The following is a 24,360-nucleotide window of genomic DNA, read 5'->3' on the forward strand; positions in this document are numbered from 1 at the left end:
GGACGGCGCCGATGGACCTGCTCGCTGCCTTCGGGCTCTTCGCCGTCACGGGCATGCTGATCTGCTATGCGTTCGACGCTCGATCGCATTGGTGGGGGCTTGGCTTCGCCCTGTTCTGCCTGCTCGGCTCGGCTTACGGATTCCTGCAAGGCGCCTGGCCATTCGGGCTGGTCGAGAGCGTCTGGGCGATCGTCGCCGCACGGCGCTGGTGGATGCGCTACCGGTCGACCTGATTCGCCCGGCCGGTCACGCCACCCGGGCGATAAACGCCTGTTCTGCCGCCACGATCGGCGCGAAGCTCGGCCGGGCCAGGATGCCGCGCACATAGGCCGCCGTCTTCGGCCAGCGCGCCACGTCGATCGGGCAGCCGACATGACCCAGGTTCACGAACGGGCTCGCCACCGCGATATCCGCCAGGGTGATGCGATCCTCGACCAGATAGCCGCTCGCCGTGACCTGGGTCTCCAGATAGTCGAGCAAAGGCGGCAATTCGATCTCCACCGCGGCGTCGGCAATCGCCGCGTCGCCGGGCTGCTTCAGCATCCTGGGCGCAACGAAGCGGTTGAAGAACACCTTGCTTGCCATCGCGAACATGATCGTGTCGGTGAATTCCTCGAACCAGATCGTCCGCGCCCGCGCGATCGGATCGCTCGGGATCATGACCGGCTCCGGGAATTTCGCCTCGAGATAGGTGATGATCGCGGTCGAATCCGAGATGCAGAAATCCCGGCCGTTATCCGCGCCGGGATCGCGAAAGCCGGGCATCTTGCCGAACGGGCTGCATTCCTCGAACGCCGGTCCGCCGCGGCCCAAGCCGGCGGGCGACAGCTCGAGCGCGATGCCTTTCTCGATTCCGAAGGCAAGAACCTTGCGCACGAACGGCGACATGCTCGATCCATAGACGATCATCGCTGAGCTCCCTTTCCCGGTCCATTTTTATGGCTGGGGTCAGCCTAGCACATAAGTTGCATGTTGCAACCCATCTTCAGGCCCCGGGGGACGAGACACGCGGCAGGCACTGTGGCACATCCCGTGGCTGCGGAGCGGGGGAGTCGGGTGTGACGGTCATCTTGTTCATCGCGATCGTCGCCCTCGGGATCATGCTGGAGCGTCTCGTCGCCCGGGTGCGGCGGCTCGAACACCGTCTCGTCGAACTGCACGACCGGCTGATCCGTCTTGACCCCGGCCTGGCGCCCGAACGCCAGCCACGCAGCGAGGACGCTGCCCCCGAGCGCGACGAACCGGTGGAACAACGCCGCACCGCCACCGTGGTCCGGGCACAAGCTTCGATTGCGCCGCCGCCGCCGGCGATCGATCTCCCGGACGCACCGATCCCCGAGCCGCCTGCGCCCGAGCCAGTCGCAACCCTGGTCAAGGAAGCCGATGCCATTCCCGCACACGAGTCCGCCCGGATCGGGTTCGAGAACATCGTCGGCGCCAAGCTGCCGATCTGGATCGGTGGCGCGGCCCTGGTCCTCTCCGCCTTCTTCCTGGTGCGCTATTCGATCGAGAACGGACTGCTCGGGCCGACGGCGCGGACGATCATCGCCGGATTGTTCGGGCTGGTGCTGATCGCCGCGAGCGAAGTCGCCCGCCGGCTGCCCGCCACCCGCGACGACGAACGCGTCGGCCAGGTGCTGGCCGGCGCGGGCATCGCGAGCCTGTACGGCACGCTCTACATCGCGGCACAGCTCTATCACCTGCTCGGCGCCGGCCCGGCTTTCGCGATCATGGTGGTGGTGACGGCGGCGGGCCTCGGCCTGGCGCTGCGCCACGGCCCGCCGACCGCGATCATGGCGCTGATCGGCGGCTTCGCGGCGCCGCTCGTGTCGAGCTTCGATCCGGGCAATATCGGGCCGCTGCTGATCTATCTCGGGTTGCTCGTCGCCGCGTTGTTCGGGCTGGCGATCCGGCGCGGCTGGGTGTGGCTGGCGATCGCGGCGTGCGGCGGCGGCTTCGCCTGGGTGAACATCCTGGTCGCCATGGTCACCGGACGCGGACTGGCCGGGGTCGGTGGCTTCGTCGTGCTGCTCGCGATCGGCGCGACCCTGGCGCTGCCGCGCACCGGCGCTGCCCGGTCATGGCTGCGCATGCTCCCGCTGGTCGCGGGGCTCGTCCAGCTCTTGATCCTGGCGCCGGCGCTCGATTTCGCGCCGCTCGCCTGGGGGCTGTACCTGCTGCTGAGCGCCGCCGCGCTCTGGCTCGGCTGGCGCGACGAAGCGCTGGCGCCCGGGCCAGCCGCGGCGCTGGCGCTGGTGCTCGCCCTGCTCGGCATCGCGCTCGACACCGGCGAGCTTGTCCATGCGCCCTTGGCGGCGCTGGCCATCGCCCTGCTGTTCGGCATCCCCGGCCACCTCCTCGCCCGGCGCGGCACGCTATGGGCGGGGATCGCGCTCGGGGCGACCACCGGGCCGGTGTTGCTGACACTCGCCATCGCGCATGACGTGCTGTCGCCGGCCGCCTGGGCTGGCCTGTTGGCGCTGGCGGCCCTCGCCGCGGCGTCGCTCGCCTGGCGAGCCCGCCATTCGGCGCGCGAGACGCTGACGCCCTCGATCGGACTGACCGGCAGCACGGCTATTGCCGCGTTGCTCGCCGGGCTGGCCGAGGCTGAGCTGTTCGCCGAGCCATGGCGCTGGTCCGCCTGGCTCGTCATCGGCGTGGCGATCGCGGCCTGGTCGCGGCGGACGCGCGACCTGTCGCTCAACCATCTCGCGCCCGCACCGCTCGTCGTAACGGGCGCGGCGATGATGATCGGGTTCATGCGGCTTGGCCCCTATCTGTCCAGCATCATGCTGACCGACCCGGCACCGGCTCCGGCCGATCTCGTCGCGATCGGCTTGTTGCCGGCGTGCCTGGCCGCAGCGACCGGCTGGCTGCTCTTGCCCGGACGGATGCGCACCGCGCTCGGCTGGGCCGCGCTGGCCCTGGCGCTCGGCTTCATCCCGGCGCTACTGCCCGCGCCGTGGCACACGCCCGGCCTCGCCGGCGCGGCCGCCGCGCTGATCCTCTACCGCCCGGCCCCCCGCCTCTGGGCCGCCGCCGCAGGGCTCGCCACCCTGGCCAGCGCTGCCCCGCTGATCGGCGAGTTGCTCTGGATGACGGTCGCCTCGCTCGGTGGGAACCGGCTGCCTTATCTGGATCTGCCGCCGCTGGTGCGGATCATGCGGGAGCTGACCCTGTCCGCCGGCCTGATCGGCGCTGCGCTGCTGCGAACGCCCGACATGCCCGGGCCGTGGCGAAACCGCGCCGTCGCGGTGCTGGCGGGCATCGGCGCCGTGACTGTCTACGCACTTGCCAAGGCGCCGCTCGCCATCGCCGATCTGGCGCGCTTCGAGGCGCTCGGTTTCCTCGAGCGGGTCGCGATCACCCAGCTCTTCTTCGCCGCCGCCTGGCTCGCCGCGCGCTACCGGCGGGACATTGGCCCCACGCTGCTGCCCAACACTCTGCTGGCGATCGCGCTCGGCCGGTTCGTCTGGTTCGATCTGGCGGTGCTGTGTCCCGTGCTCGTGCCGCAATCGGTCGGCACGATCCCGCTGCTCAACCTGGCGACGCTCGATGCGGCTTTGGTCGCCGCCTGGCTCTGGCCGAGGCGCGCCGATCGATATTGGCGCGGGGCGATGCTCGCCGCCATCGCGGTCGCGGTCGCGGCGACGGTCCGCCAGGCGACTCATGGCGCTATCCTGACCGGTCCGATCGGCCGGACGGAGAACTGGCTCTATTCGGCCGCGTTCCTCGGGCTGGCGCTGGTCTGGCTCACCCATGGCATCCGCCAGGGCCTCGGCGATCTGCGCATCGTCGGGCTCGGCCTGTTGTTCCTGGTGACCTTCAAGGTGTTCCTGGTCGACGCGGCCATCCTGGAAGGGATATTGCGCATCCTTTCCTTCCTCGGGCTCGGTATTGCACTGATCGCGATCAGCTGGGCCTATCGCCGTTTCGTCGCGGTTCAGAGCCTCAGCACATAGCCCTTTTGCGGCGGGGCGCGACCGGCGAGCTGGGCGCGCCATACCTGCTGCAGCGCCTCGGCGCCCACGCCCTTCTCGACGCTCACCCAGCCTTCCGCTTCGGCGACGAAGCCGGCCCAGCGCGCCGCCAGCGCCGCGTTGAACGCATCCGGCCCGATCTCGCCGATCAGCGCCGTCGCCGCATCGGGCGCGAAGAACCACACCGGCGCCGGCCCGGGCAGCTCCCCGGTGTCGCCGCGCTCGTCGTGATGAGTCACCCCGACACGCAGCACATAGGCAAGTTGCCCGGACAGCTGTTCGTACAGCGCCTGCAACAGTTCGCCATTGCCCGCGAAATCGACTAGCACCGCGCTGCCCGTCACGGTCAATCCATCGATCGCATCATAGGCGATGACCTCGTCATACAGGCCGGTCCCCTGCACGAAGGCGACGTTGCCGGCGCCGGTCAGCCCGATCCGCCGCACGCCCGGGCTATCGGCCCGCGCGACATGGGCGGCGGCCATCGCCGTCTTGCTCGACGCGCTGGTCACGATCAGCGCGCCCGCGCCATGCCAGTCGGCGCGCCGGAGCTGGTCGCCGATCAGGAAGCTGGTGGTGAACAGCGGCGCGAACAGCATGCGCGCCTCTTCGCGCGCCGGGTCGTGCGCCGGGTCGGCGGCGAGGCGGCGATACTGGTTGTAGATCGGGCTCATCGGCTGGCGATGCGCCGCCATATCGCGGAATCCGTCCGCCGCGACCTTGCCCGGCTGCGCGATCAGGTGCGACGCCATCGGCAGATAGCCATAGACGCGCTCGCCGACCGCGATCTCCGGATGGCGCGACGCCGTCACCCGCGCATGGCCCCAGACGGGCACAATGCCCCAGCTTTCCGGCGCCGGAAAGAACTTCCAATAGGCGAGCTGATCGCCGACCACCGCATAGGTGACGTTGTTCGCGGTGACCGCAAAGGCCTCGATCTCGAGCAGGATTTCGCCGTCCTTCGGCTCCGATACCAGGGTCTCGTTGATCGCGGTCTGGCTCAGATCGTCGCGCCGCACCATCATCTCGCGCTTCACGGGCATCGCCGGTCTCCCTCGCGCCGCCCCACCGGCGCAGCACGCATCATGATCGGCGAGAGGGACGGACGCCAGCCCGTTTATGTGCGCTGCGGCACGAAATGTCGCAGCCTTGCCGCACTGGCGCATTTGGGAGATAATGGCAAACCGATCTGGTTAGGAGAGGGTCAATGATCACTGCGATCCGCGAAGTGCGTCGCGCCAAGGGGCTGACGCTCGACGACGTCGCCCGCCGCTGCGTACCGCCCACCACCGCGCAGACCATCGGGCGGCTCGAGACCGGCACGCGCACCGTATCGGTCGGCTGGCTCAACCGAATCGCCGATGCGCTCGGCGTCACCGCGGCCGACCTGGTCAGGCTGCCCGACCGCGCCGAGATCGCCGTGGCGGCGGTACTCGACGCCAGCGGCGCGCATGCCCCCAGGCGCCCGGCGACGGTCGCCCCGCCACTGCCCGCGCCCGGCCTGACCGCGGTCGTGATCGCCGCGGGCATCGGCGACTACCGCGCCGGCGACGAACTATGGTGCGAGATGCTAGCGCCGGACGTCTATGCCCGTGCGCTCAACCGCGACGTGCTGGTGCCACGCCCGGCGGGCCGCTTCCTGTTCGGGCGGTTGATCGGCCGCGAGGAGGGCAAGCTCCAGATCCTGCCTTTGGGCGCCGGCGCACGCCAGCAGGTCGTGGCCGATCCACCCTGGATCGCACGGGCGGTGCGGCTGCTGAGGTCGCTCTGAGCGCCTAGCTCTCGCCGCGCTGCTCGCGCGTCGCCCGGGCTTCCTCGACGAGCGCATCCAGCTCGGCCCGATAGGCCGCCATGCGGCGCATTTCGCCCGGCTCGGCTTCGTTGGCGTCGGCACCGGCGATCAGCTCATCGACGAAATCGCTGTCCGGCAGGCGGGCAAGCAGCTCGGCCATGACGTGCCGATGCGCCATGCGGACGCCGTCGAGCGAGATGACATGTCCCATGAAATTCTCCAGCAGCTTGTTCAGCCGCTCGTCGGATGTGGTCATGATCCCTGCCTCATGGTCGTCTGCCCGCGAGAGGGCGCTTCCGCTCTTCGCGCAAGACTCTCCCCCGGTCAAAGGGCAGGCACCGTCATCACGCCGGAAATCAGACAATCTGCGCTTCAGCGTCGCTCAATAGGGGCTCTTCAGCTCGGCAACCCAACCAGCGGTCGGCGACGGGTCGCGGTTGACTGGGGCAGGAACGACCTTGCCGTTCGAAACGATGGTTTTCGACCGGGCCGCATCCGGATCGATGGGTACTGCGAACTTCAATCCTGCCACCGCGCCGTCGACCCAGACCACCATGGCCTCGATGGCCTCAAGCGCGCCGATCGATACCGATATGGCTTCTCCCGGCTTCAAAAAGGCGGCGCCATCCACGCGCGCGCCGGTCGCCGACAGGTTCTTGATGCGGTGTTTCGTCGATGGTCTGCGGCCGAACCCGGCAATCTCAGCGCCGAGCAAGAGCTGTTGACGCGGCGAGCGCAGCTTTAGTGGGCCGGCGCTGTCAGCTGTCGGCTCGCCGTCTCCGGATTCCGGCGCGCCTTCGGATCGGGCGACAGCCGGAATCGTCCCGATCTCCGCCGCTTCTTCTTCCGGAGAAAAGGTCTCGCGGTCCGTGTACAAAAAGGATCGTTCCATCAGCCGGTTTCCGCGCTGGCCCGGCGCAGCTGTCGGGCATCGGGAGCGCCATTGCTCCTGGGTGCCGGTATCCCCCGTCTTGATGAACGACGCTCACTCCATGGATGCCGTACTTGTACGTACTGGCCCAGGTGTCCGCCTGCGGCGATGCGCAGATGGAGCCGCAAGGAAGGACTGGCGGCATCGCTCGAAATACAGGGGATGGTGGGCGATGACGGGCTCGAACCGCCGACATTCTCGGTGTAAACGAGACGCTCTACCAACTGAGCTAATCGCCCTCACAGGCAATTCCGCGCCGGCGCTACCCGGCGATTCGAAAATCGCTGCTCTGGAATAGCGCGCGTTGCCACCGCCAGCGGCGATGAGCAAGGGTCAAGCGTTGGGAGCAAGCCTCAAGCGACCGGGCCGCCCCGCTTCACCGCCGCGAAATAGTCCCGCATCCCGTCCCGCGCCCTGGGCGACAGGGCCATGAACGCGCGGCGCTTGTCGAAGGGATCGGCGTGGCGCACGAACACGCCGGCCTCGGTCATCTTGGCGATCCAGCGCAGCGCCGTGGTCGGCGCGACCGCGGCGGCGATGCACAGGCTCGATACCGACACCTGGGTCTGCTCCAGCTCGGCCGCGAACAGGTCGAGCAGCATGTCCCAGGCGGGATCCTCGAACATACCGCGCTCGAAGAACTGGTCGCGCAGCCGTCGCGCACGGATCACCTCGCGCACGTCGCGCGCGGTGACCGGTGGCGAATCATGCTCGGGCGCCTCGTCGCGATCGGTCGAATGACCCTTCAGGCCCGCACCGCCGTCCACGGACTCGCCTTCCCCCTCGTTGTTCAGGCGGGCGATGATCTCCGCGATCCGCGCGATCTCCTTGTTCAGCTGTCTCAGGCGCATCGACTCGGCGTCGCGCCGCGAGTCCTGGAGCCGGCCGTTGCGCGGCATCAGTGCGACCGCGAGTGCTGCCACCCGGTCGGCGACCGAGGGGGAGCAGAGCAGGTCGACATGGTCGCCGAACAGATGGGCCGCGACCAGATCGATCTGATGGCGGGCGAAGGAGACCACGACGCGCGCGTCGATGGCCCGAGCAAGGGCATCGACAAGCGGCAGGACGGCAGCAATGGTGGCATCGGGAACATCCTCGGCTTCGACGACCAGCAGGCCCAGCACGCTATGCTGTTGGAGGCGCTCCGCAGCGTCCGCCCAGCCGACCCGGCCAAGCGAGCGGCCGCCGGCGAGCGAGATCGCTTCCAGCGCGGCCATTGCCTCCGCGCCGTCGTCAGCGACGATCAGCGCGGGAACGGTCATGGTGTAGGTCGCGTCCGTCGCCGAATGCATCATAGCCCCCACCATCGTGCGGTCCGGTCGCCCCCTCGGCCCGGAATCCTGTAAAAATACGCACTTGGAAGGAATGGGTTAGCCATGAGTACGTCCATAATGGATGTATGAGCGCCGAAACCGCTCAAAGCCTGCGACACCGGCGCAGCACTTCCAACCGAAATGGATGCAATCGATGCCTTCCCGGCGCTGGGCGCGGACGCGACCAGGCGATGGGACGCCTCCTGGAAGCCGATCGAGCGCCCGTGCTCAATCCAGGGATTTTACGATCTCTTCGACCATCTTCTTGGCGTCGGCCAACAGCATCATGGTGTTGTCCATGTAGAAGACGTCGTTGTCGACGCCGGCATAGCCCACGCCGCCCATGCTGCGCTTCACGAACAGCACGGTCTTGGCCTTCTCCACGTCGAGTACCGGCATGCCGTAGATCGGCGAGGTCTTGTCGGTCTTCGCCGCCGGATTGGTCACGTCATTGGCGCCGATGACAAAGGCGACGTCGGTCTGCGCGAACTCGCTGTTGATGTCCTCAAGCTCGAACACCTCGTCATAGGGCACGTTCGCCTCGGCCAGCAGCACGTTCATATGCCCCGGCATGCGCCCCGCGACCGGATGGATCGCGTATTTCACGCGGACACCGTGCTCCTTCAGCTTGTCGGCCATCTCGCGCAGCGCATGCTGCGCCTGGGCGACCGCCATGCCGTAGCCGGGCACGATGATGACCTGCTCGGCCTGCTGCATCAGGAAGGCCGCATCCTCGGCGCTCCCGCGCTTCCACGGCCGGTCGGTCGCGGCCGCCGCACCGCCGGCCGAGCTGTCGCCACCGAAGCCGCCCGCGATCACGCTGATGAAGCTGCGGTTCATCGCGCGGCACATGATATAGCTGAGGATCGCGCCCGACGATCCGACCAGCGCGCCGGTGATGATCATCGCGGTGTTGTGCAAGGTGAAGCCCATCGCCGCCGCCGCCCAGCCCGAATAGCTGTTGAGCATCGACACCACGACCGGCATGTCGGCGCCGCCGATCGGGATGATCAGCAGGAAGCCGATCGCGAAGCTGAGCAGCATGACGGTCCAGAAGATCCAGGGGCTCTGGTCCTGAGTGAAATAGGCGATCAGCCCGAGAATGCCGGCGAGCACGCCGAGATTGATGATGTGACGCCCGGGCAGCATGATCGGCTTGCCGCCCATATTGCCGTTGAGCTTGAGGAAAGCGATCACGGAGCCGGAGAAGGTGATCGCGCCGATCGCGACGCCGAGCCCCATCTCGATCCGGCTGACGGTGAGGATCTCGCCGTCCGCGCCCATGATGCCGAAGGCTTCGGGATTGAGGAAAGCCGCCACGCCGACCAGCACCGCGGCCATGCCGACCAGCGAGTGGAAGGCCGCGACGAGCTGCGGCATGTCGGTCATCGCGATCTTCCGGGCGGTGACGATACCGATCGCGGCGCCGATCGCGATCGCGATCAGGATCTCGGGCAGCGAGGCGACCTCATGGATGAACAGCGTCGTGCCGACGGCCAGCGCCATGCCGATCATGCCGTAGCGATTGCCGCGCCGGGAGCTGGCGGGGGACGACAGGCCGCGCAGCGCCAGGATGAAGCAGACGCCCGAAATCAGGTACGCCAGCGCTACCCAGGGATTGACCGGTGCTGCTTCGTGCATGTGCTAAACCCCCAAAAACCTCACACCGCTCACTTCGCGACGGGCTTTTCCTTCTTCTTGTACATGGCGAGCATCCGCTCGGTGACGGCGAACCCGCCGAAGATGTTCACGCTGGCGAAAACCACCGCTAGCAGCCCGAGCCATTTCGACGAGGCCGATCCGCCCGCCGCCGCCGAACTGGCGATCAGCGCGCCGACGATGATGACCGAGGAGATCGCATTGGTCACCGCCATCAGCGGCGTGTGCAGCGCCGGCGTGACCGACCACACGACGTAATAGCCCACGAAACAGGCCATGACGAAGATCGACAGGATCGAGATGAAGTCCATGATAGCCCCTCGCTAGCAACCGTTGATTAGGCCGCAGTTTGTGCCGCGAATACGCTGCGGTCCTGTCATGAACGGCCGAACCACCTTCGCCGCAAATCCACCCGAGGCGACTGTCACTTCGATCACCGCATCCTCGACATTCAACAATTGCTTTGATTCTGCCGTACCGCGCGCCCATCCAGTGAGAGGAAAACGGCCCGAATCGCTGCTGGCGAACATAATAAATTGCGGATAAGCCTTATCTTTCCCGCTTGCCCGCAAAAATGATACGCCGACATAGTAATTTGTTCGTAATGTAGCGGGATCGACACGTGTCAAACGCAGAGGTCGGATCGGACGCGGATTTGGCGTGATCTTTCCACGAACATTTGGAAACACAGGTATCGTTCGAGCGCGTTTAAAAAAGCTGTCGAACACGCCATCCTTATTGGCGTCCAAGATGCAGTATTGGCTATACACACGCCCGATGACGTCTCGGGCAAACCCGTTGCTCGGCATCTTCATGTTGGCCGTACACCAAAGCTCCGGCCCATCGGTCGCCGCCCTGAAGTATTGTTCACCGGAAGGAATAAATTCTTCACCGTTATTAGCTTCCGTCAGAGCGACATCCGCCACCGCGAGATTCGCGAAACTCAAACGCTGCCGAAATACGTCATCGCCATTCTTCAACGCGTGCGTCTGCCAGCCGGCCGCGTCGATCTCTGCGGTTACGACATACTCCGTCTCATAAGGACTGGGATCAGGCGCTGCGCCGACAAATAGGAACAACGAAAGCAATAGCCCTGTCGCACGCTGAGCCCGTGGCACTTTCACCCGAGCAGCCTTGCGTTCACGACCTTGCCGTCTTTGGTCAGCCGGATCGCGTCGCCAATCTCCTCGTCCAGAACTGGCCGGCCCGCTTCCTTGTCCCAGAAGGCACTGAGGAAGTTGAACAGATTGCGCGAGAACAGGGCCGATGTATCCGCCGCGAGCCGGCTCGGCACGTTGCGATGGCCAACGATCTTCACGCCGGAGACCGTCACGACCTCGCCTGCGACCGCGCCCTCGACATTGCCGCCCTGCTCGACCGCTAGGTCGACGATCACGCTGCCCGGCTTCATCGATGCGACCTGCGCCGCCGAGATGAGGCGCGGCGCCGGACGTCCGGGGATAAGCGCCGTCGTGATGACGATGTCCTGCTTGGCGATATGGCCCGAGACCAGTTCGGCCTGCGCCGCCTGATATTCCGGGCTCATCTCGCCGGCATAACCGCCCGATCCCTCTCCCTCGATGCCGACGACATTCTCGACGAAGATCGGCTTCGCGCCGAGCGACTGGATCTGCTCCTTCGTCGCCGAGCGCACATCGGTCGCCGAGACCTGCGCGCCGAGCCGCCGCGCGGTGGCGATCGCCTGCAGCCCCGCGACGCCGACGCCCATCACGAAGACGCGCGCGGCGGAGACTGTGCCCGCCGCCGTCATCATCATCGGAAAGGCGCGACCATATTCCGCCGCGGCGTCGAGCACTGCCTTGTATCCCGACAGGTTCGACTGGGAGGAGAGGATGTCCATCGACTGAGCGCGCGTGATGCGCGGCATGAACTCCATCGCCAGCGCCTCTATGCCGGCCTTGGCATAGCCTTCGACGCGCGCGCGCTCCCCGAAGGGATTGAGGCTCGCGGCGAGCCAGGCGCCCGGTACGGCGCCTTTCAGGCTGTCGGGATCAGGCCCCTGCACCCCGAGGATGATGTCGGCGCCCTTCAGGGTCGCCGCCCGCGTGCCGACGCTCGCGCCCGCCGCTTTATAGTCGGCATCCGCGCAGGACGCCGTGTCACCAGCCCCCGATTCGACCGCCATCTCGGCACCGAGCGCGATGAACTTCTTGACGGTTTCGGGGGTCGCGGCGACGCGGCGTTCGCCGTCGGCCTGCTCCTTGAGGACTGCGATCTTCACCCGCGGCCGCTTAACCGGCGATCAGCCAGATCACCAGAAAGGCGATCAGGAAACAGCCAACCGCGCCCCATTTCAGCAGCGCGATGACCTGATGGTAGGTCGCTTCGTGAACCTTGATCTCGCCGTCTCCGGCCATCGGTCGTCCCCTGCCTGTAACTCCGTGCGGGCTGCTTAGCGGGCGATGCGCTGTCCCTCAAGTCCCGCCTTGGGGCGTTTAAGGGCGCTTTTACACCTAAGGTCTATGGTTACCGCTTGAACCGGGACGATTGGACAAGCGGAATGACGCGCAACGGACAGCGATTGCTGATGCTGATCGACGACGAACCGGCGCAGCGCCGTCTCGTCGCTGCGCTCGCAGCGCGCCGCGGGTGGCGCGCCGTCTTCGCCAATGACGGCGAAATGGCGATCGCCATGCTGGGCACGCAGGACGGCATGCAGCTCGATGCGATCCTGCTCGATCACTGGGCCCCGGACGCCGACGCGACCGCGCTCATCACCGAAATCCGCCAGCGCCGCCCCGCGCTGCCGCTCCTGATGCTGACCGCAAACGGCTCCGTGGCGCATGCCGTCGCGGCGATGCGCGCCGGTGCGAGCGACTTCCTGGTGAAGCCGCTCGCCCCGGAACGCCTGCTCTGCGCGCTCGACGCCGCCGTCGCCGGCAAGGCCGCGGGCGAGCTGCGCCCGCTGACCGAGAAGATTCCCGCCCTGCTCGCCTTTGACGAGATCGTCGGCTCGGCGCCCGATTTCCGCGCCGCGCTCGCCATCGCCGCCAAGGCAGCCCGTGCGCGCGTACCCGTGCTGATCGAGGGCGAAAGCGGCGTCGGCAAGGAAGTGGTGGCCGAGGCGATCCATGCAGCCTCTCCGCGCGGCAAGAAGCCGATGATCGCAGTCAATTGCGGCGCGATCCCCGCCAACCTGGTCGAATCGGAATTGTTCGGGCACGAGAAGGGCGCCTTCACCGGCGCGTTCGAACGCAAGATCGGCCGTTTTCAGGAAGCTGACGGCGGCACCCTGTTCCTCGACGAGATCGGCGAAATGCCGCTCGAAGCGCAGGTGAAGCTGCTCCGGGTGCTGCAATCGGGCGAGATCCAGCCGATCGGCGCGCGTCATACCCGCGAAGTCGATGTCCGCGTGATCGCCGCGACCAACAAGCGGCTGATCGAGGAAGTCGAGGCCGACCGTTTCCGCGAGGACCTCTATTATCGCCTCAACGTCGTCCAGGTGACGATCCCGCCCTTGCGTGAACGCACCGGCGACATTCCCGCGCTCGCCCGCCACCTGCTCGCACGAATCGCCGAGCAGCCGGGCCTGCGCGAACTCGGCATCACCGACGATGCGCTGGCGCTGCTCGGCAAATATGACTGGCCGGGCAATGTCCGCCAGCTCCAGAACGCGTTGTTCCGCGCCGCCGTGCTCTGCGACGGCGACGCGCTGACCCGGCTCGATTTCCCGCAGATCGCGGCGCTCGGCTCACAGCGGCACACCACGCCCGGGCCCTCGCCGATGGCGACCAGCGGCGGAGTCACCCTGTTCCACGCCGACGGCAATTTGCGCGCGCTGGAAGAGATCGAAGCGGATGTGATCCGCCTCGCCATCGGCCATTATCGCGGCCGCATGACCGAGGTCGCCCGCCGGCTCGGGATCGGCCGCTCGACGCTCTACCGCAAGCTTGGCGAACTGGGCATCGACAACGCGGCCTGAGCGGACGTTCCCGGTATCACCTCGTCACTCGTTGCCGGAAATGCTATAGGATTCTCCACGGCTCGCGACTCCCGTGAGAAGCCGGGAGGATATCCGCATGCCGAACGAGATTTCGCGCTTTACCCTGATCGAACTCGGCCTGGCCGGTGCCTCCGTCGCCGCCGCGGGCGTGGCGGTCGCCAGGCCCGGCGGCGATCCCGCCAAGGCCCACCGCGTGGTCGACCTGCCGAGGCCGGCATGACCGGGCTTCTCGCCATCGCCGTCGCAGCGCTGTTCGCCGGGGCAGCTTTCTATATCAATGTCGCCGAGCAGCCTGCCCGGCTGAAGCTCGACGACCGCGCGCTGCTGACGGAATGGCTGCCCGCCTACAAGCGCGGCACGCTGATGCAGGCACCGCTCGCGCTGATCGGCGCGGGGCTTGGCGCAGCCGCCTGGTGGACCGGGGGCCAATGGCCGTTCCTGCTCGGCGCTCTGCTGATGCTGACCAACCTGCCCTGGACGCTGGTGATCATCCTGCCGGTCAACAACCGGCTCGCCGCGATCAAGGCCGAGGACGATCCGGTGCCGATCCGCCCGTTGATCAAGCGCTGGGGCCGGCTCCACGCCGCGCGCACCCTGTTCGGCCTGGCGGCGATGGCCTGCTATATCTGGGCGCTTGCCCCGGTCAGGTGATCCGCGCGACCAGCGCGGCGTCCTTCAGCCCGCGCCATATGCGGAGCGCCTGCACCGTCTCCGCCACGTCATGCACGCGGAGCAATTGCATGCCCGCCTCGATCCCCTTGAGCGCCAGCGCGATCGACCCGCCGAGCCTCTGGTCGGCCGGCGCCTCGTTGGACAGCGCCCCGATCATCCGCTTGCGGCTGGCGCCGAGCATGATCGGGCACCCCAGGCCGTGGAACAGCGCCAGCCCGTTGATCAGCGCGAGATTGTCCTGCAGCGACTTGCCGAAGCCGATGCCGGGATCGACGATGATCTTCGCCCGATCGACCCCCGCCGCGGCCACCGCCGCGACGCGTACCTCGAGCCAGTCGAACACTTCGGTCAGCACATCGCGATACCCCTCGCCGCCATGCGGGCCCTTTTTCGGATCGGGCGAGTGCATCAGGATAACCGGGCAGCCGGCCCGCACGACCATGTCCAGCGCTCGGTCGTCCCACAACAAAGCGGACACGTCGTTGACGATCGCGGCGCCCGCGGCCAGCGCCGCCTCCATCACCACCGCCTTTCGGGTATCGACCGAGATCAGCGCACCGCTCTTCGCCAGCCGCTCGATCACCGGGACGACGCGCTTCACCTCGTCGCCCTCCCACACCAGCGGCGCGCCGGGCCGGGTCGATTCGCCCCCGACATCGATCATCGTCGCGCCCTTGACCGAGAGGTCGAACCCGGCCTCGGCGGCTGCCGCCGGGTCGGTCAGCTTGCCGCCGTCGGAGAAGCTGTCGGGCGTCACGTTGAGGATCGCCGCGACGCTCGGCTGGTCGAACCGCAGCACGCGGTCGCCCAGCGTCAGTGCGGGGCGCGGCGCAGTGATTGCCGCATGGAGCTTGACTGCCTGCTCGTTCGTACCGAGCGCCGCCTCGAATTCGGCGATCGGCACGGTGCGGCGTTTGCCGCCCTCGATCACCTCATAGGCCGAGAACCAGGTCATCCCGCCCGCCAGCCGCGCAACCTCGCCGTCGCGGCCCACGGGGGTGTCGACGAACTGGACGGGGCGGAGGTGGAGGGCGTTTTTCATGTCGCTTCCTTCGTCATGCCGGACTTGTTCCGGCATCCACTGTTCCGCAAGCAATGAGCGATCGATTCTTGCGGCACGGTGGACCCCGGAACAAGTCCGGGGTGACGGAGATGATCAGGGCTGCGTTGCCAGGAGATATTCCTGCCGCAGCGCATCGATCGGCTTCAGCCCCTCGGGCGTCTCGTAATGCCAGAAGGTCCAGCCATTGCAGGCCGGCGCGTTCTGCAGGGTCGAACCAAGCTTGTGAATCGAGCCTGTGATATCGCCGCTCATCACTGACCCATCGGCACGCACCGTCACGCGGTGGCGGCGCTTCGAATCGGTCAACACTGCGCCGGCGGTAAGCATGCCATTCTCGACGATCGTGCCGAAGGCGACGCGCGGCGCGGATTTGGGCGACTGCATCGTCACCAGCGAGGATTCGTCGAGCGGCAGCGCTGCCTCGATCCGCTCCCGCGCGGCGGCGCAATAATCCGCCTCGCGCTCGATACCGATCCAGCGCCGACCCAGGCGTTTGGCCACCGCACCCGTCGTACCGGTGCCGAAGAAGGGATCGAGCACCACGTCGCCGGGCTTGGTGCACGCCAGCAGGATGCGATAGATCAGCGCTTCGGGCTTCTGTGTCGGGTGCACCTTCACCCCGTCGCGCTTGAGCCGTTCCTGGCCGCCGCAGATCGGGAATTCCCAGTCGCTGCGCATCTGCAGCTCGTCGTTCAGCGTCTTCATGCTGCGATAGTTGAAGGTGTAGCGCGCCTTTTCGCCCATCGACGCCCAGATCAATGTCTCGTGCGCGTTGGTGAAGCGCGTGCCCTTGAAGTTGGGCATCGGGTTGGCCTTGCGCCACACGATGTCGTTGAGGATCCAGTATCCCAGGTCCTGGATCGCGCTGCCGACCTTGAAGATGTTGTGATAGCTGCCGATCACCCAGATCGCGCCATTGTCCTTCAGGATGCGCTTCGCCTCGGTCAGCCAGGCGCGGGTGAACTTGTCGTAGATGGCAAGCGAATCGAACTTGTCCCAATCGTCGGTCACCGCATCGACATGGCTGCCGTCGGGCCGGCTGAGGTCGCCGCCGAGCTGGAGGTTGTAGGGCGGGTCGGCAAAGATCAGGTCGACCGACTTGGCCGGCAGCGCCCGCATCGCGGTGATGCAATCCTGCATGATGATGCTGTCTAGTGGGAGTTCGGCTCGCGGCAATTCGGCCTTCGGCAACGCGTCTGCCACCGGCACAATCGCGCGCGCCTTAACCTTCTCGATCACACCCATCTTTAGTCACCCCCTTGGAAGAGCGGCGCATCCCTGCGGATGTACGGACTCGGGTCAAGCAGAGTTTAGTTAACGATTCCGGTTGCCAAATCGTTAACAAACCGGAACATTTTAGGAAGCCATCCAGATGTTGAGTCGAGTTATCCACAGGGACTCAATCCGTGGTGTGTGGCCGAAAAGACTCACAGACCGGGATATGGCCTAAAAATCAAGCCAGGCCTGGGCGACCGGCGCGAAACTGCGCCGGTGCAGCGGCGTCGGGCCATGAATTCGCAGCGCATCGAGGTGCGCGCGGCAGCCATAGCCCTTGTTCGAATGCCATCCATAATGCGGGTGCGATTCGGCGTGCGCGATCATGATCGTGTCGCGGGTGTGCTTGGCGATGATCGATGCGGCGGCGATCGACAGCGAGATCGCGTCGCCCGACACGATCGCGGTCGCCTGATGAGTCCAGCGCGGCAGGCGATTGCCGTCGACGAGGACATGCGCGGGGACCTGGCCGAGCGCCTCGACCGCCAAGGTCATGGCTTTCATCGTCGCCCAATAGATGTTGAGCCGGTCGATCTCGTCCGCCTCGACGATGCCCACGCCCACCACCGCGCAGTCGCGCAGTCGATCATGCAGCCGCCCGCGCTCGGCGGCGCTGAGCTTCTTCGAATCGTCGATTCCGCGCGGCACGCCCCTGGCCGGCAGGATCACCGCCGCTGCCACCACCGGTCCGGCGAGCGGCCCACGCCCGGCCTCGTCCACGCCCGCGACCGGCGCGAGGCAGAGCTTTTCATGCTTGAGCGAAGGGCGGGTCACGGCAAACGCCATGGCGGAAAACGCCGATTCTCGCCAGCCTGATAGAGGCAAATCGCATTGCCGGCGGGATCGGCGAGCCGCGCCTCGCGCCAGCACCAGTCTTCGAGGATGGGATCGGACACGGCAATGCCGGCCTCTCGCAGCCGCATGACGAGTCCTTCCAGATCGCCGCATTCGAGGAAGACCACCGGCTTGCCCGCGATCTCGTCCGCCGTCTCGATCGACAGCGTGGCGCCGCCGGCGCTTTCGAACCGGGCATAGCGCGGCGCCGATTCGACGATCTGGCGCAGGCCAAGCAGGCGGTAAAAGGCCGCGCTCGCGTTGTAATCGGCAAGCGGCAGGGTGACCTGGTTGAGCATCGCGCCGCCTAGATCGCTGTCGAGCCGCACTGCCTGGTGGCCCATCGGACCATGCCCGCTGCCGAAGCCAGGCGCCTCGCGCAACGCCAGCCGGACGAACAATCGCGCCCGCGCGACGGAATCCGCCAGGGTCAGGCCACGCCCGACTCCGGTCGCGATGGCGCTCGCCAGGGTGCAGCCCGTGCCGTGGCTGTGCCGCGTCTCGATCCGCGGATCGGTCCAGCGAATCTCGCCGCCATCGGCGAGCAGCAGCCGGTCGATCACCTCCGCGCCGTCACCGTGCCCGCCCTTCACCAGCAGCGCGCCGGTGCAATCGCGCACTGCCGCCTCGCCGCCCAGCGCGTCGAGCTCGGGCAGGTTGGGCGTGGTCACCGTGGCGATACGCATCAGCCGGGCGAAGGCGGCGATCGTGGCCTCGTCAGCCAGAGTCGCGCCACTAGTCGCGACCATGACGGGATCGAAGACGATCGGTACGCCCGGCATTGCCTCCAGCCGATCCGCCACCGCTCTGGCGGTTTCGACCGATCCGATCATCCCGATTTTCACCGCGTCCACGCCGATGTCGCTGATGACCGAATCGATCTGGGCGATCACCATCGCCGTCGGGATCTGGTGCACCCCCTGCACCCCCAGCGTGTTCTGCGCGGTGATCGCCGTGATCGCGGTCATCGCGTGCCCGCCGAGCATGGTGACGGTCTTGATGTCGGCCTGGATGCCGGCAGCACCACCCGAATCGGAGCCGGCGATGATCAGGATGCGCGGCGTCACGCCCGGCCCTTGAACTTCCGCTCGGTCGATGCGGGATAGCGCACCAGCGCCTCGTCCACCCGGGCCGGCCGGTCCATCAGCTCGCCGCCGCAATTGGGGCAGCGATCGTCCATCGCCTCAGCGCAGGTCGCACAGAAAGTGCATTCGAACGAGCAGATGAACGCGCCTGCCTCGTCGGCGGGCAGCTCCGTGCCGCAGCGTTCGCAATCGGGGCGCATCTCAAGCATCGTAATTCCGTTCCCTCTTCTCCCCTCCCACAAATGGGAGGGGAGTTACCCCGCCGCCACCCGCACCGCGTCGCAGATCCGGTCGACCACCCGCTCGACCTGCACCGGGTCATCGCCCTCGGCCATCACCCGGATCACCGGCTCGGTCCCGGAGGGACGGATCACCAGCCGGCCCTTGCCGTCCAGCTCGGCCTCGGCCTCGGCGATCACTGCCTTCACTGCGTCCGCTTCGAGCGGCTTGCCGCCCTTGAAGCGCACATTCTTGAGCAGCTGGGGCAACGGCTCGAAGCGGTGGAGCAGTTCGCTCGCCGGCACGCCGCTCTCGACCAGCTCGGCCAGGATCTGCAGCGCCGCGACCAGCCCGTCGCCGGTCGTCGCATAGTCGGACAGGATGATGTGCCCGGACTGCTCGCCGCCGACATTATAGCCCTGCGCGCGCATCGCCTCGAGCACATAACGATCGCCGACCTTGGTGCGGATCAGCTCGATGCCCTGAGCCGCGAGATGGCGTTCCAACCCGAGATTCGACATCACCGTCGCGACCAGCCCGCCATTGGCCAGCTTTCCCTGCCGCGCCCAGCCGCTCGCGATCGTCGCCATCAGCTGGTCGCCGTCGACGACATGGCCCTGTTCGTCGACCACGATCAGCCGGTCGGCATCGCCGTCGAGGGCGATGCCGATCGCCGCGCCGGAGGCGACCACCGTCTCGCACAGCACCTGCGGCGCGGTCGAGCCGACCCCGTCATTGATGTTCTTGCCATTGGGCGTGGTGCCGATGGCGATCACCTCGGCGCCCAGCTCCCACAGAGCGGAAGGCGCGACCTGATAGGCAGCGCCATTGGCGCAATCGACGACGATCTTCAGACCGTCGAGCCGCAGATGCCCGGGAAAGGTCGACTTCGCGAAATGGATATAGCGCCCGCGGGCATCCTCGACGCGCCGTGCCCGGCCGATATCGGGCGATGCGGCCAGCGGCACTTCGCCGTCGATCAGCGCCTCGATCGCCATCTCGTCGGCATCGGACAGCTTGTAGCCGTCAGGCCCGAACAGCTTGATGCCGTTATCGGCATAAGGGTTGTGGCTGGCCGAGATCATCACGCCCAGATCGGCGCGCATCGACTGAGTCAGCATCGCGACCGCGGGGGTCGGCATCGGGCCGACCAGCACCACGTCCATGCCGACGCTGGTGAAGCCCGCGACCATCGCGTTTTCCAGCATATAGCCCGACAGCCGCGTGTCCTTGCCGATCACCACGCGGTGCTTGTGGTCGCCGCGCACGAAATGCGCGCCCGCCGCCATGCCGACCTTCATCGCCATCGCCGCGGTCATCGGCGAAATGTTGGTCGCGCCGCGAATGCCATCGGTACCGAAATATTTTCTTGCCATCGTCCCGCGTCCGTTCAGCTATGCAACCCAATCCATGAGGCGGCGTGATAGCGCCGGATAGGTCGAAGGGCGAGCATGTCGCAAGCAACCCGCATTCTCCTGGCCCTGGTTGTGGGTCTTGCCATCGGCATCGGCATCGCCGCCTGGGCGCCCTCCGCCGCCGATACCGGCATCGTCGTCGCCCAGCCGGTCGGCACTGCCTGGCTCAACGCGCTGCAGATGACGATCGTCCCGCTGGTCGTGTCCCTGCTCGTCACCGGCGTCGCCGCGACGGCGGAGGCCGCCCGCGCCGGCCGGGTCGCCGGCCGTGCGCTCGCCCTGTTCATCGGCCTGCTCTGGTCCTTCTCGGCGCTCGCCGCGATCCTGACGCCCTTGCTGCTCGGCTGGTTCCCGCTCCCCTCCGAGGCAGCGGCCGCGCTCCGCACCGCGCTCGGCGAGACCCCGCCGGTCGGCGACATCCCGCCCTTTTCCGAGTTCATCGCCTCGATCGTACCCAGCAACCCGGTCGCCGCCGCCGCCAACAACGCCTTCCTGCCGCTGATCCTCTTCACCCTGGTGTTCGCCTTCGCGCTCACCCGGCTGCCGGCCGAGCCGCGCCTGCTGCTCACCAAATTCTTCCAGGCAGTGGCCGACACGATGCTGATCGTCATCGGCTGGGTGCTGTGGCTCGCGCCGATCGGCGTGCTGGCCTTGTCCTATGTCGTCGGCGCGAAGGCCGGCACGGCCGCGTTCGGCGCGCTGCTCCATTATGTCCTGATCATCTCGGCGATCGGCATCATCGTCTGGATCGCGTCCTTCCCGATCGGCGCGATCGGCGGACGGATCGGCCTGGCGCGCTTCGTCCGCGCGACCGCGCCGTCCCAGGCGGTCGCGATCAGCACCCAATCCTCGCTCGCCTCGCTGCCGGCGATGCTGCGCGGGGCGGAGGGGCTCGGCGTGCCCGTCGCCACCTCGGGCGTGGTCCTGCCGCTCGCCGTCGCGATCTTCCGCGTCACCGGCCCGCCGATGAACCTCGCGGTCGCCATCTATGTCGCCTACTGGTTCGGCGTGCCGATCGGCCCGGTCCAGCTCGCCGCCGGCGTGGCGGTCGCCGCAATCACCACCATGGGCGCGGTCAGCCTGCCGGGGCAGATCAGCTTCGTCACCTCGATCGCGCCGATCTGCATCGCGATGGGCGTGCCGGTCGCCCCGCTCGGCCTGCTGGTCGCGGTCGAGACCATCCCCGACATCTTCCGCACGCTGGGCAATGTGACGATGGACCTGGCGACGACGGTGACCGTGTCGGCCCGCAGCGGGCAGGTCCCCGAGACAGAGGGGGATGCTCTGCTCCGGGCATAGGGCGAGCGCCGGGCTGCCGGTCCAGCGCGCACCGAATCCAACAAAAGGTGCTGTTTTTCCCTGTTATTTCGCCGAAATTTTTTTACCGCTGTTATGTTGGATTTTGCGCCCGAATTTCCGGAGCACTTCCAATGACTTGAAGGCCATTTTCCCTGTTACGCCGTAACAGGGGCATAACAGCGGAAAAACAACGGGCCGCCACCGCTGTTATCGCGGAAAACAGCGCGCGAATTATCCTGCAATCTTCAAGTTGAGAAAGAGCGGGACGGGGCCGGGAGTGCGCGCCGCCCGATCCAACGCTGGCATGGTCCGCGGCACAGTTGAATCGAACGCCCATCGATCCGGCGCTAAGTCCGGCCCAGTGCCCCCGACTGAGCATCGCATGCAAAGCTCTGGCGAACGGCAGACTAGCCCTGCCAAAGCGCGTCGAGGGTCTTGACCCAGTGTCGTGGGTCGAACGATCGTACGTCGCTGAAGCGGATATCGGGAAACACGAGATCGCGTGCGACCGGACGCAGTTTCTCGGGAAGATCGTCGACGGTAATGGCCACGCCGGGCCGCGCGACCACTTCGTATGCATGGACGTAGTCGACGGCGACGCGGTGCATGTCCGTCCAGTCGAAAACCGTCAGACCGCGTTCGGCAAGCAGGGGGAAGTCGGCGCGCTCATAACCAGGCATCACTAGCTGCGCTTCGCAAATTTTGGGCATCTCCCAGAGGAGTTCCTCATGGTCCTCAGCCAGTATATCCGCGCGCGAAAAAGCTGAGGACGGCACAGGCGCCTTGCCAGCAGTTACCAGAACGGCAACGTGGCCGTCACCATCGCTCGCTAACCACGAAAAATCTTTGCCGTCCGGATAGCGTCGCTCATCAAAAGCCCCAGCCTTTTGTTCTCGCAAAGGCGCCACCGCTGGGCGGCTCAGTCGCGCCGACCAGGCATAGCCGCGATAGAGTGGCTTGAACGCGGCACCCAGCCCCTGCGCCGCGGCGATCTCCTCCACCGCGTTCCGCAAGGTCGCGCGGGGCGACACGTCGAACTTGGCCAGCCATGCCAGCAACAGCTTGTGGAACGCCTTGGGCAGCCCCTCCTGCTGGCCGAAATCGACGATGTCGAGCCGACCGCCCGGCGCCACCTTGCCGGCGCCCTCGCGGATCGCACCGAGCCAGTCGGGGATCATCGACAGGGTATAGCTCTGGAACACCCGGTCGAACTGGGCGACGCCGAACAGCGCCTCGGCATCGAACGCGGTCGCATCGCCCTGGGCGAAGACGATCCTGTCGGCCAGCCCCGCCCTGGCGACATTCTTCCGCGCCGTCTCCAGCATCGCCTCGGAAATATCGATCCCGTAGAAGCGCGCGTTCGGCCAGGCCCGGGCCGCGACGATCAGGTTGCGCCCGGTGCCGCAGCCGATCTCGATCACGCTGCCGCCGGGGGGCGGGGCGAGTTCGCGGATCAGCCGGTCGCGGCCGAGCAGGTAATATTTGCGGGTCAGGTCGTAGAAATGGCGCTGCGTCCGGTAGATCGCATCCATGTGACCCGCATGGCCTGAATCCATGTTCAGGCTGCGTCGCCCAGCACGTACAGGTGCACGCCGCCATAGATCGAGGACCGGTCGCGTTTGGTATAGTCGAGCGAGTCCTCGGCGCGGTACTCCCAGCGCCCCAGCACGGCATCCGGCACCCGGCCCGGCAGGATCGTCGCAGTGCCCGCGGTGCGGAACAGCACCCGCGCGCCGGGCTTCGCGGTGCGCGTGATTTCGGTCCACAAATCGGTCAGTTGCTCGTCGGTCATCCAGTCCTGCGCGTCGAGCAGGATGTAGCGATCGAGCGACGCATCCTCACGGCTGCGCAGATAATCGGTGAAGTTGATGTGGCGCACTTCGATCCGGTCGACGCGCTCGACGATCTCTTCATAATGCTCGCGCTGAAGATAGGGCGGCAGCGGCGCTGCCGGACCCTCGCCATAACCGCGGTTGAACGCCTGCCAGGCGAAATAATTGTCCTTCAGGTCGAAATCGCAGGCGAGCTTTTCGAGCCGCTCGCGCAGCACCGTCGCCATTTTCTCGTCGCCGGCCAGCGCCTCGTACTGCGCGGGCGGGATGCCCAGGCCGAACAGCGACGCCGGCTGATCGGTCAGCCAGCGGATGAAGCCCTTGTCGAACATCGGCGCGAATTCGCGGTCGAAGATCTCACGCTGCTCCTCGATCGAATTGGCCTTGAGCAGCACCTTCGGGTTGAGGCCGTTCAGCCGCGCCAGGATATGCGCGACGCTGATGAAATTGCCGAGCAGCCCGCGCTTGTACACGCCGTGCGCGAAGCCGCCGATGCGGCGGCGGCCGATCATGTCGCGCCCTTCCCAATAGCGCCGCGTCGTCTCGTCGAGCTGCGGGCGCACATAGGTGCGATAGGCGAGGATATTGGCGCGGCTGTTGGCATTGCCGAAGAAGCGGTGGAACGCCTCGTATCCGGGCAGGCGCCGCGCGGCGACGAGCTTCAGCTTGTTGAGCGCGATATGCGCGGTGTTGAGATCGACCGCAGTGATCGCGCGCGGATTGGCGGTCAGATAGGACAGGACGTTGCAGCCGCCCGAGGCGATGGTGACGACATGGCTGTCGGGCGTGATCGCCAGCGCCTCCATGTCGACCGCCGGGTCTTCCCAAATCTGCGCATAGACGAGACCGCGAAACGCGAAGGTAAAGGCGCGTTCGAGCAGGCCCTGCTTCGACAGATGATCATGCCGGTGCACGGCAGCGCGCACGGCCCCGTTCCTGGAAGCATTGGGGTTCTTGGAAGCGTTGGGCGATCGATCGGCGACGGCCATGGAAACTCTCCTCGCGGACCTGCGACAAGCGGGGCCCA

Annotated in this window: 24 protein-coding genes, 1 tRNA gene and 1 pseudogene; 7 read left to right on the plus strand and 19 right to left on the minus strand. The window is 66.9% G+C overall.

Translation table 11 applies throughout. The features are described from left to right. Nucleotides 1–11: 11 nt before the first annotated feature. Nucleotides 12–233 carry a hypothetical protein gene (locus AC1RT8_RS17540; RefSeq protein ID WP_493076990.1) on the plus strand — a complete coding sequence of 74 codons (222 nt, stop codon included), beginning with the start codon at nucleotides 12–14 and terminating at the stop codon, nucleotides 231–233. A 13-nt stretch (nucleotides 234–246) separates the two neighbouring features. Here the strand turns inward: AC1RT8_RS17540 and AC1RT8_RS17545 are convergent, their stop codons facing one another. Then, nucleotides 247–909 (minus strand): glutathione S-transferase family protein, encoded by a 663-nt coding sequence (locus tag AC1RT8_RS17545; RefSeq protein WP_493076992.1) that lies wholly within the window; start codon nucleotides 907–909, stop codon nucleotides 247–249. 149 nt (nucleotides 910–1,058) lie between these two features. Between AC1RT8_RS17545 and AC1RT8_RS17550 the strand changes: the two genes are divergently transcribed. After that, nucleotides 1,059–3,962: a DUF2339 domain-containing protein gene (locus tag AC1RT8_RS17550; RefSeq protein ID WP_493076994.1), complete on the plus strand. Its 2,904-nt coding sequence runs from the start codon at nucleotides 1,059–1,061 to the stop codon at nucleotides 3,960–3,962. Here AC1RT8_RS17550 and AC1RT8_RS17555 read toward each other — a convergent pair. After that, nucleotides 3,944–5,023, minus strand: coding sequence for a DUF2855 family protein (locus tag AC1RT8_RS17555; RefSeq protein ID WP_493076996.1), 1,080 nt, complete (start codon nucleotides 5,021–5,023; stop codon nucleotides 3,944–3,946). The genes AC1RT8_RS17550 and AC1RT8_RS17555 overlap by 19 nt on opposite strands. A gap of 164 nt (nucleotides 5,024–5,187) precedes the next feature. Here AC1RT8_RS17555 and AC1RT8_RS17560 point away from each other — a divergent pair, with 164 nt between their 5' ends. After that, nucleotides 5,188–5,751, plus strand: coding sequence for a helix-turn-helix domain-containing protein (locus AC1RT8_RS17560; RefSeq protein ID WP_493076998.1), 564 nt, complete (start codon nucleotides 5,188–5,190; stop codon nucleotides 5,749–5,751). A 4-nt stretch (nucleotides 5,752–5,755) separates the two neighbouring features. Here the strand turns inward: AC1RT8_RS17560 and AC1RT8_RS17565 are convergent, their stop codons facing one another. The 9 genes from AC1RT8_RS17565 to AC1RT8_RS17605 form a co-directional block, all read right to left on the minus strand. Further along, nucleotides 5,756–6,028: a hypothetical protein gene (locus tag AC1RT8_RS17565; protein ID WP_493077000.1), complete on the minus strand. Its 273-nt coding sequence runs from the start codon at nucleotides 6,026–6,028 to the stop codon at nucleotides 5,756–5,758. 126 nt (nucleotides 6,029–6,154) lie between these two features. Continuing rightward, a complete protein-coding gene (locus tag AC1RT8_RS17570) occupies nucleotides 6,155–6,664 on the minus strand; it encodes a PilZ domain-containing protein (protein ID WP_493077002.1) in 510 nt (169 codons plus the stop codon). 202 nt (nucleotides 6,665–6,866) lie between these two features. Continuing rightward, a tRNA-Val gene (locus AC1RT8_RS17575) sits at nucleotides 6,867–6,942 on the minus strand. Between the two features lie 114 nt (nucleotides 6,943–7,056). Further along, on the minus strand, nucleotides 7,057–7,995 hold the full coding sequence (locus AC1RT8_RS17580; RefSeq protein ID WP_493077003.1) for a hypothetical protein: 939 nt from the start codon (nucleotides 7,993–7,995) through the stop codon (nucleotides 7,057–7,059). A gap of 249 nt (nucleotides 7,996–8,244) precedes the next feature. Next, a complete protein-coding gene (locus AC1RT8_RS17585) occupies nucleotides 8,245–9,657 on the minus strand; it encodes an NAD(P)(+) transhydrogenase (Re/Si-specific) subunit beta (RefSeq protein WP_493077004.1) in 1,413 nt (470 codons plus the stop codon). Nucleotides 9,658–9,686: 29 nt separating this feature from the next. Further along, nucleotides 9,687–9,986 carry an NAD(P) transhydrogenase subunit alpha part 2 gene (locus tag AC1RT8_RS17590; RefSeq protein ID WP_301083971.1) on the minus strand — a complete coding sequence of 100 codons (300 nt, stop codon included), beginning with the start codon at nucleotides 9,984–9,986 and terminating at the stop codon, nucleotides 9,687–9,689. Nucleotides 9,987–9,998: 12 nt separating this feature from the next. Beyond that, the gene (locus tag AC1RT8_RS17595; protein WP_493077005.1) at nucleotides 9,999–10,799 is read right to left on the minus strand and encodes a hypothetical protein; all 801 of its coding nucleotides are present in this window, start codon (nucleotides 10,797–10,799) and stop codon (nucleotides 9,999–10,001) included. Further along, nucleotides 10,796–11,917 (minus strand): NAD(P) transhydrogenase subunit alpha, encoded by a 1,122-nt coding sequence (locus AC1RT8_RS17600; protein WP_493077007.1) that lies wholly within the window; start codon nucleotides 11,915–11,917, stop codon nucleotides 10,796–10,798. Before AC1RT8_RS17600 ends, AC1RT8_RS17595 begins: the two co-directional genes overlap by 4 nt. A gap of 10 nt (nucleotides 11,918–11,927) precedes the next feature. Then, a complete protein-coding gene (locus AC1RT8_RS17605) occupies nucleotides 11,928–12,053 on the minus strand; it encodes an aa3-type cytochrome c oxidase subunit IV (protein ID WP_372857685.1) in 126 nt (41 codons plus the stop codon). 143 nt (nucleotides 12,054–12,196) lie between these two features. Between AC1RT8_RS17605 and AC1RT8_RS17610 the strand changes: the two genes are divergently transcribed. From AC1RT8_RS17610 to AC1RT8_RS17620, 3 genes are all read left to right on the plus strand, one after another. Next, entirely contained in the window at nucleotides 12,197–13,618 is a 1,422-nt protein-coding gene (locus AC1RT8_RS17610; RefSeq protein WP_493077009.1) for a sigma-54-dependent transcriptional regulator, read from the plus strand. Nucleotides 13,619–13,715: 97 nt separating this feature from the next. Then, the gene (locus AC1RT8_RS17615) at nucleotides 13,716–13,859 is read left to right on the plus strand and encodes a hypothetical protein (protein ID WP_493077011.1); all 144 of its coding nucleotides are present in this window, start codon (nucleotides 13,716–13,718) and stop codon (nucleotides 13,857–13,859) included. Then, nucleotides 13,856–14,290, plus strand: a complete 435-nt coding sequence (locus AC1RT8_RS17620) for an anthrone oxygenase family protein (RefSeq protein WP_493077013.1) — start codon at nucleotides 13,856–13,858, stop codon at nucleotides 14,288–14,290. Before AC1RT8_RS17615 ends, AC1RT8_RS17620 begins: the two co-directional genes overlap by 4 nt. Here AC1RT8_RS17620 and folP read toward each other — a convergent pair. The 6 genes from folP to glmM form a co-directional block, all read right to left on the minus strand. Continuing rightward, complete coding sequence (gene folP / locus AC1RT8_RS17625) at nucleotides 14,283–15,353, minus strand: dihydropteroate synthase (RefSeq protein ID WP_493077015.1); 1,071 nt, start codon at nucleotides 15,351–15,353, stop codon at nucleotides 14,283–14,285. The genes AC1RT8_RS17620 and folP overlap by 8 nt on opposite strands. Before the next feature lie 114 nt (nucleotides 15,354–15,467). Continuing rightward, entirely contained in the window at nucleotides 15,468–16,619 is a 1,152-nt protein-coding gene (locus AC1RT8_RS17630; RefSeq protein ID WP_493077017.1) for a site-specific DNA-methyltransferase, read from the minus strand. A gap of 201 nt (nucleotides 16,620–16,820) precedes the next feature. After that, nucleotides 16,821–17,435, minus strand: coding sequence for a ribonuclease HII (gene rnhB / locus AC1RT8_RS17635; protein WP_493077019.1), 615 nt, complete (start codon nucleotides 17,433–17,435; stop codon nucleotides 16,821–16,823). Continuing rightward, nucleotides 17,420–18,550 (minus strand): bifunctional hydroxymethylpyrimidine kinase/phosphomethylpyrimidine kinase, encoded by a 1,131-nt coding sequence (thiD, locus tag AC1RT8_RS17640; RefSeq protein ID WP_493077020.1) that lies wholly within the window; start codon nucleotides 18,548–18,550, stop codon nucleotides 17,420–17,422. Before thiD ends, rnhB begins: the two co-directional genes overlap by 16 nt. Continuing rightward, nucleotides 18,547–18,777, minus strand: coding sequence for a DUF1272 domain-containing protein (locus tag AC1RT8_RS17645; RefSeq protein WP_372857699.1), 231 nt, complete (start codon nucleotides 18,775–18,777; stop codon nucleotides 18,547–18,549). Before AC1RT8_RS17645 ends, thiD begins: the two co-directional genes overlap by 4 nt. A 45-nt stretch (nucleotides 18,778–18,822) precedes the next feature. Next, nucleotides 18,823–20,163: a phosphoglucosamine mutase gene (gene glmM / locus AC1RT8_RS17650; RefSeq protein WP_493077021.1), complete on the minus strand. Its 1,341-nt coding sequence runs from the start codon at nucleotides 20,161–20,163 to the stop codon at nucleotides 18,823–18,825. Nucleotides 20,164–20,238: 75 nt separating this feature from the next. On the opposite strand from glmM, the gene AC1RT8_RS17655 reads away from it, so the two are divergent. Beyond that, nucleotides 20,239–21,501: a dicarboxylate/amino acid:cation symporter gene (locus AC1RT8_RS17655; RefSeq protein ID WP_493077022.1), complete on the plus strand. Its 1,263-nt coding sequence runs from the start codon at nucleotides 20,239–20,241 to the stop codon at nucleotides 21,499–21,501. A gap of 911 nt (nucleotides 21,502–22,412) precedes the next feature. Here AC1RT8_RS17655 and AC1RT8_RS17660 read toward each other — a convergent pair. Both AC1RT8_RS17660 and AC1RT8_RS17665 read right to left on the minus strand, forming a co-directional pair. Further along, nucleotides 22,413–23,057, minus strand: a pseudogene (locus AC1RT8_RS17660) (class I SAM-dependent methyltransferase); the annotation flags it as partial. Between the two features lie 2 nt (nucleotides 23,058–23,059). Then, entirely contained in the window at nucleotides 23,060–24,322 is a 1,263-nt protein-coding gene (locus AC1RT8_RS17665) for a BtaA family protein (RefSeq protein ID WP_493077024.1), read from the minus strand. Nucleotides 24,323–24,360: the final 38 nt, after the last annotated feature.

It is taken from the genome of Sphingomonas sp. GW821-FHT10F11, from assembly GCF_058809095.1.

Bases quoted from the DNA above. Each gene is read 5' to 3' on its own strand.
- glmM (WP_493077021.1), bottom strand. From the start codon at position 20,163: ATGGCAAGAAAATATTTCGGTACCGATGGCATTCGCGGCGCGACCAAC.
- AC1RT8_RS17585 (WP_493077004.1), bottom strand. From the start codon at position 9,657: ATGCACGAAGCAGCACCGGTCAATCCCTGGGTAGCGCTGGCGTACCTG.
- AC1RT8_RS17590 (WP_301083971.1), bottom strand. From the start codon at position 9,986: ATGGACTTCATCTCGATCCTGTCGATCTTCGTCATGGCCTGTTTCGTG.
- AC1RT8_RS17610 (WP_493077009.1), top strand. From the start codon at position 12,197: ATGACGCGCAACGGACAGCGATTGCTGATGCTGATCGACGACGAACCG.
- AC1RT8_RS17645 (WP_372857699.1), bottom strand. From the start codon at position 18,777: ATGCTTGAGATGCGCCCCGATTGCGAACGCTGCGGCACGGAGCTGCCC.
- AC1RT8_RS17615 (WP_493077011.1), top strand. From the start codon at position 13,716: ATGCCGAACGAGATTTCGCGCTTTACCCTGATCGAACTCGGCCTGGCC.
- AC1RT8_RS17605 (WP_372857685.1), bottom strand. From the start codon at position 12,053: ATGGCCGGAGACGGCGAGATCAAGGTTCACGAAGCGACCTACCATCAG.
- AC1RT8_RS17570 (WP_493077002.1), bottom strand. From the start codon at position 6,664: ATGGAACGATCCTTTTTGTACACGGACCGCGAGACCTTTTCTCCGGAA.
- folP (WP_493077015.1), bottom strand. From the start codon at position 15,353: ATGAAAAACGCCCTCCACCTCCGCCCCGTCCAGTTCGTCGACACCCCC.
- AC1RT8_RS17630 (WP_493077017.1), bottom strand. From the start codon at position 16,619: ATGGGTGTGATCGAGAAGGTTAAGGCGCGCGCGATTGTGCCGGTGGCA.
- AC1RT8_RS17555 (WP_493076996.1), bottom strand. From the start codon at position 5,023: ATGCCCGTGAAGCGCGAGATGATGGTGCGGCGCGACGATCTGAGCCAG.
- AC1RT8_RS17540 (WP_493076990.1), top strand. From the start codon at position 12: ATGGACCTGCTCGCTGCCTTCGGGCTCTTCGCCGTCACGGGCATGCTG.
- AC1RT8_RS17565 (WP_493077000.1), bottom strand. From the start codon at position 6,028: ATGACCACATCCGACGAGCGGCTGAACAAGCTGCTGGAGAATTTCATG.
- AC1RT8_RS17665 (WP_493077024.1), bottom strand. From the start codon at position 24,322: ATGGCCGTCGCCGATCGATCGCCCAACGCTTCCAAGAACCCCAATGCT.
- AC1RT8_RS17545 (WP_493076992.1), bottom strand. From the start codon at position 909: ATGATCGTCTATGGATCGAGCATGTCGCCGTTCGTGCGCAAGGTTCTT.
- AC1RT8_RS17620 (WP_493077013.1), top strand. From the start codon at position 13,856: ATGACCGGGCTTCTCGCCATCGCCGTCGCAGCGCTGTTCGCCGGGGCA.
- rnhB (WP_493077019.1), bottom strand. From the start codon at position 17,435: ATGGCGTTTGCCGTGACCCGCCCTTCGCTCAAGCATGAAAAGCTCTGC.
- AC1RT8_RS17560 (WP_493076998.1), top strand. From the start codon at position 5,188: ATGATCACTGCGATCCGCGAAGTGCGTCGCGCCAAGGGGCTGACGCTC.
- AC1RT8_RS17655 (WP_493077022.1), top strand. From the start codon at position 20,239: ATGTCGCAAGCAACCCGCATTCTCCTGGCCCTGGTTGTGGGTCTTGCC.
- AC1RT8_RS17580 (WP_493077003.1), bottom strand. From the start codon at position 7,995: ATGCATTCGGCGACGGACGCGACCTACACCATGACCGTTCCCGCGCTG.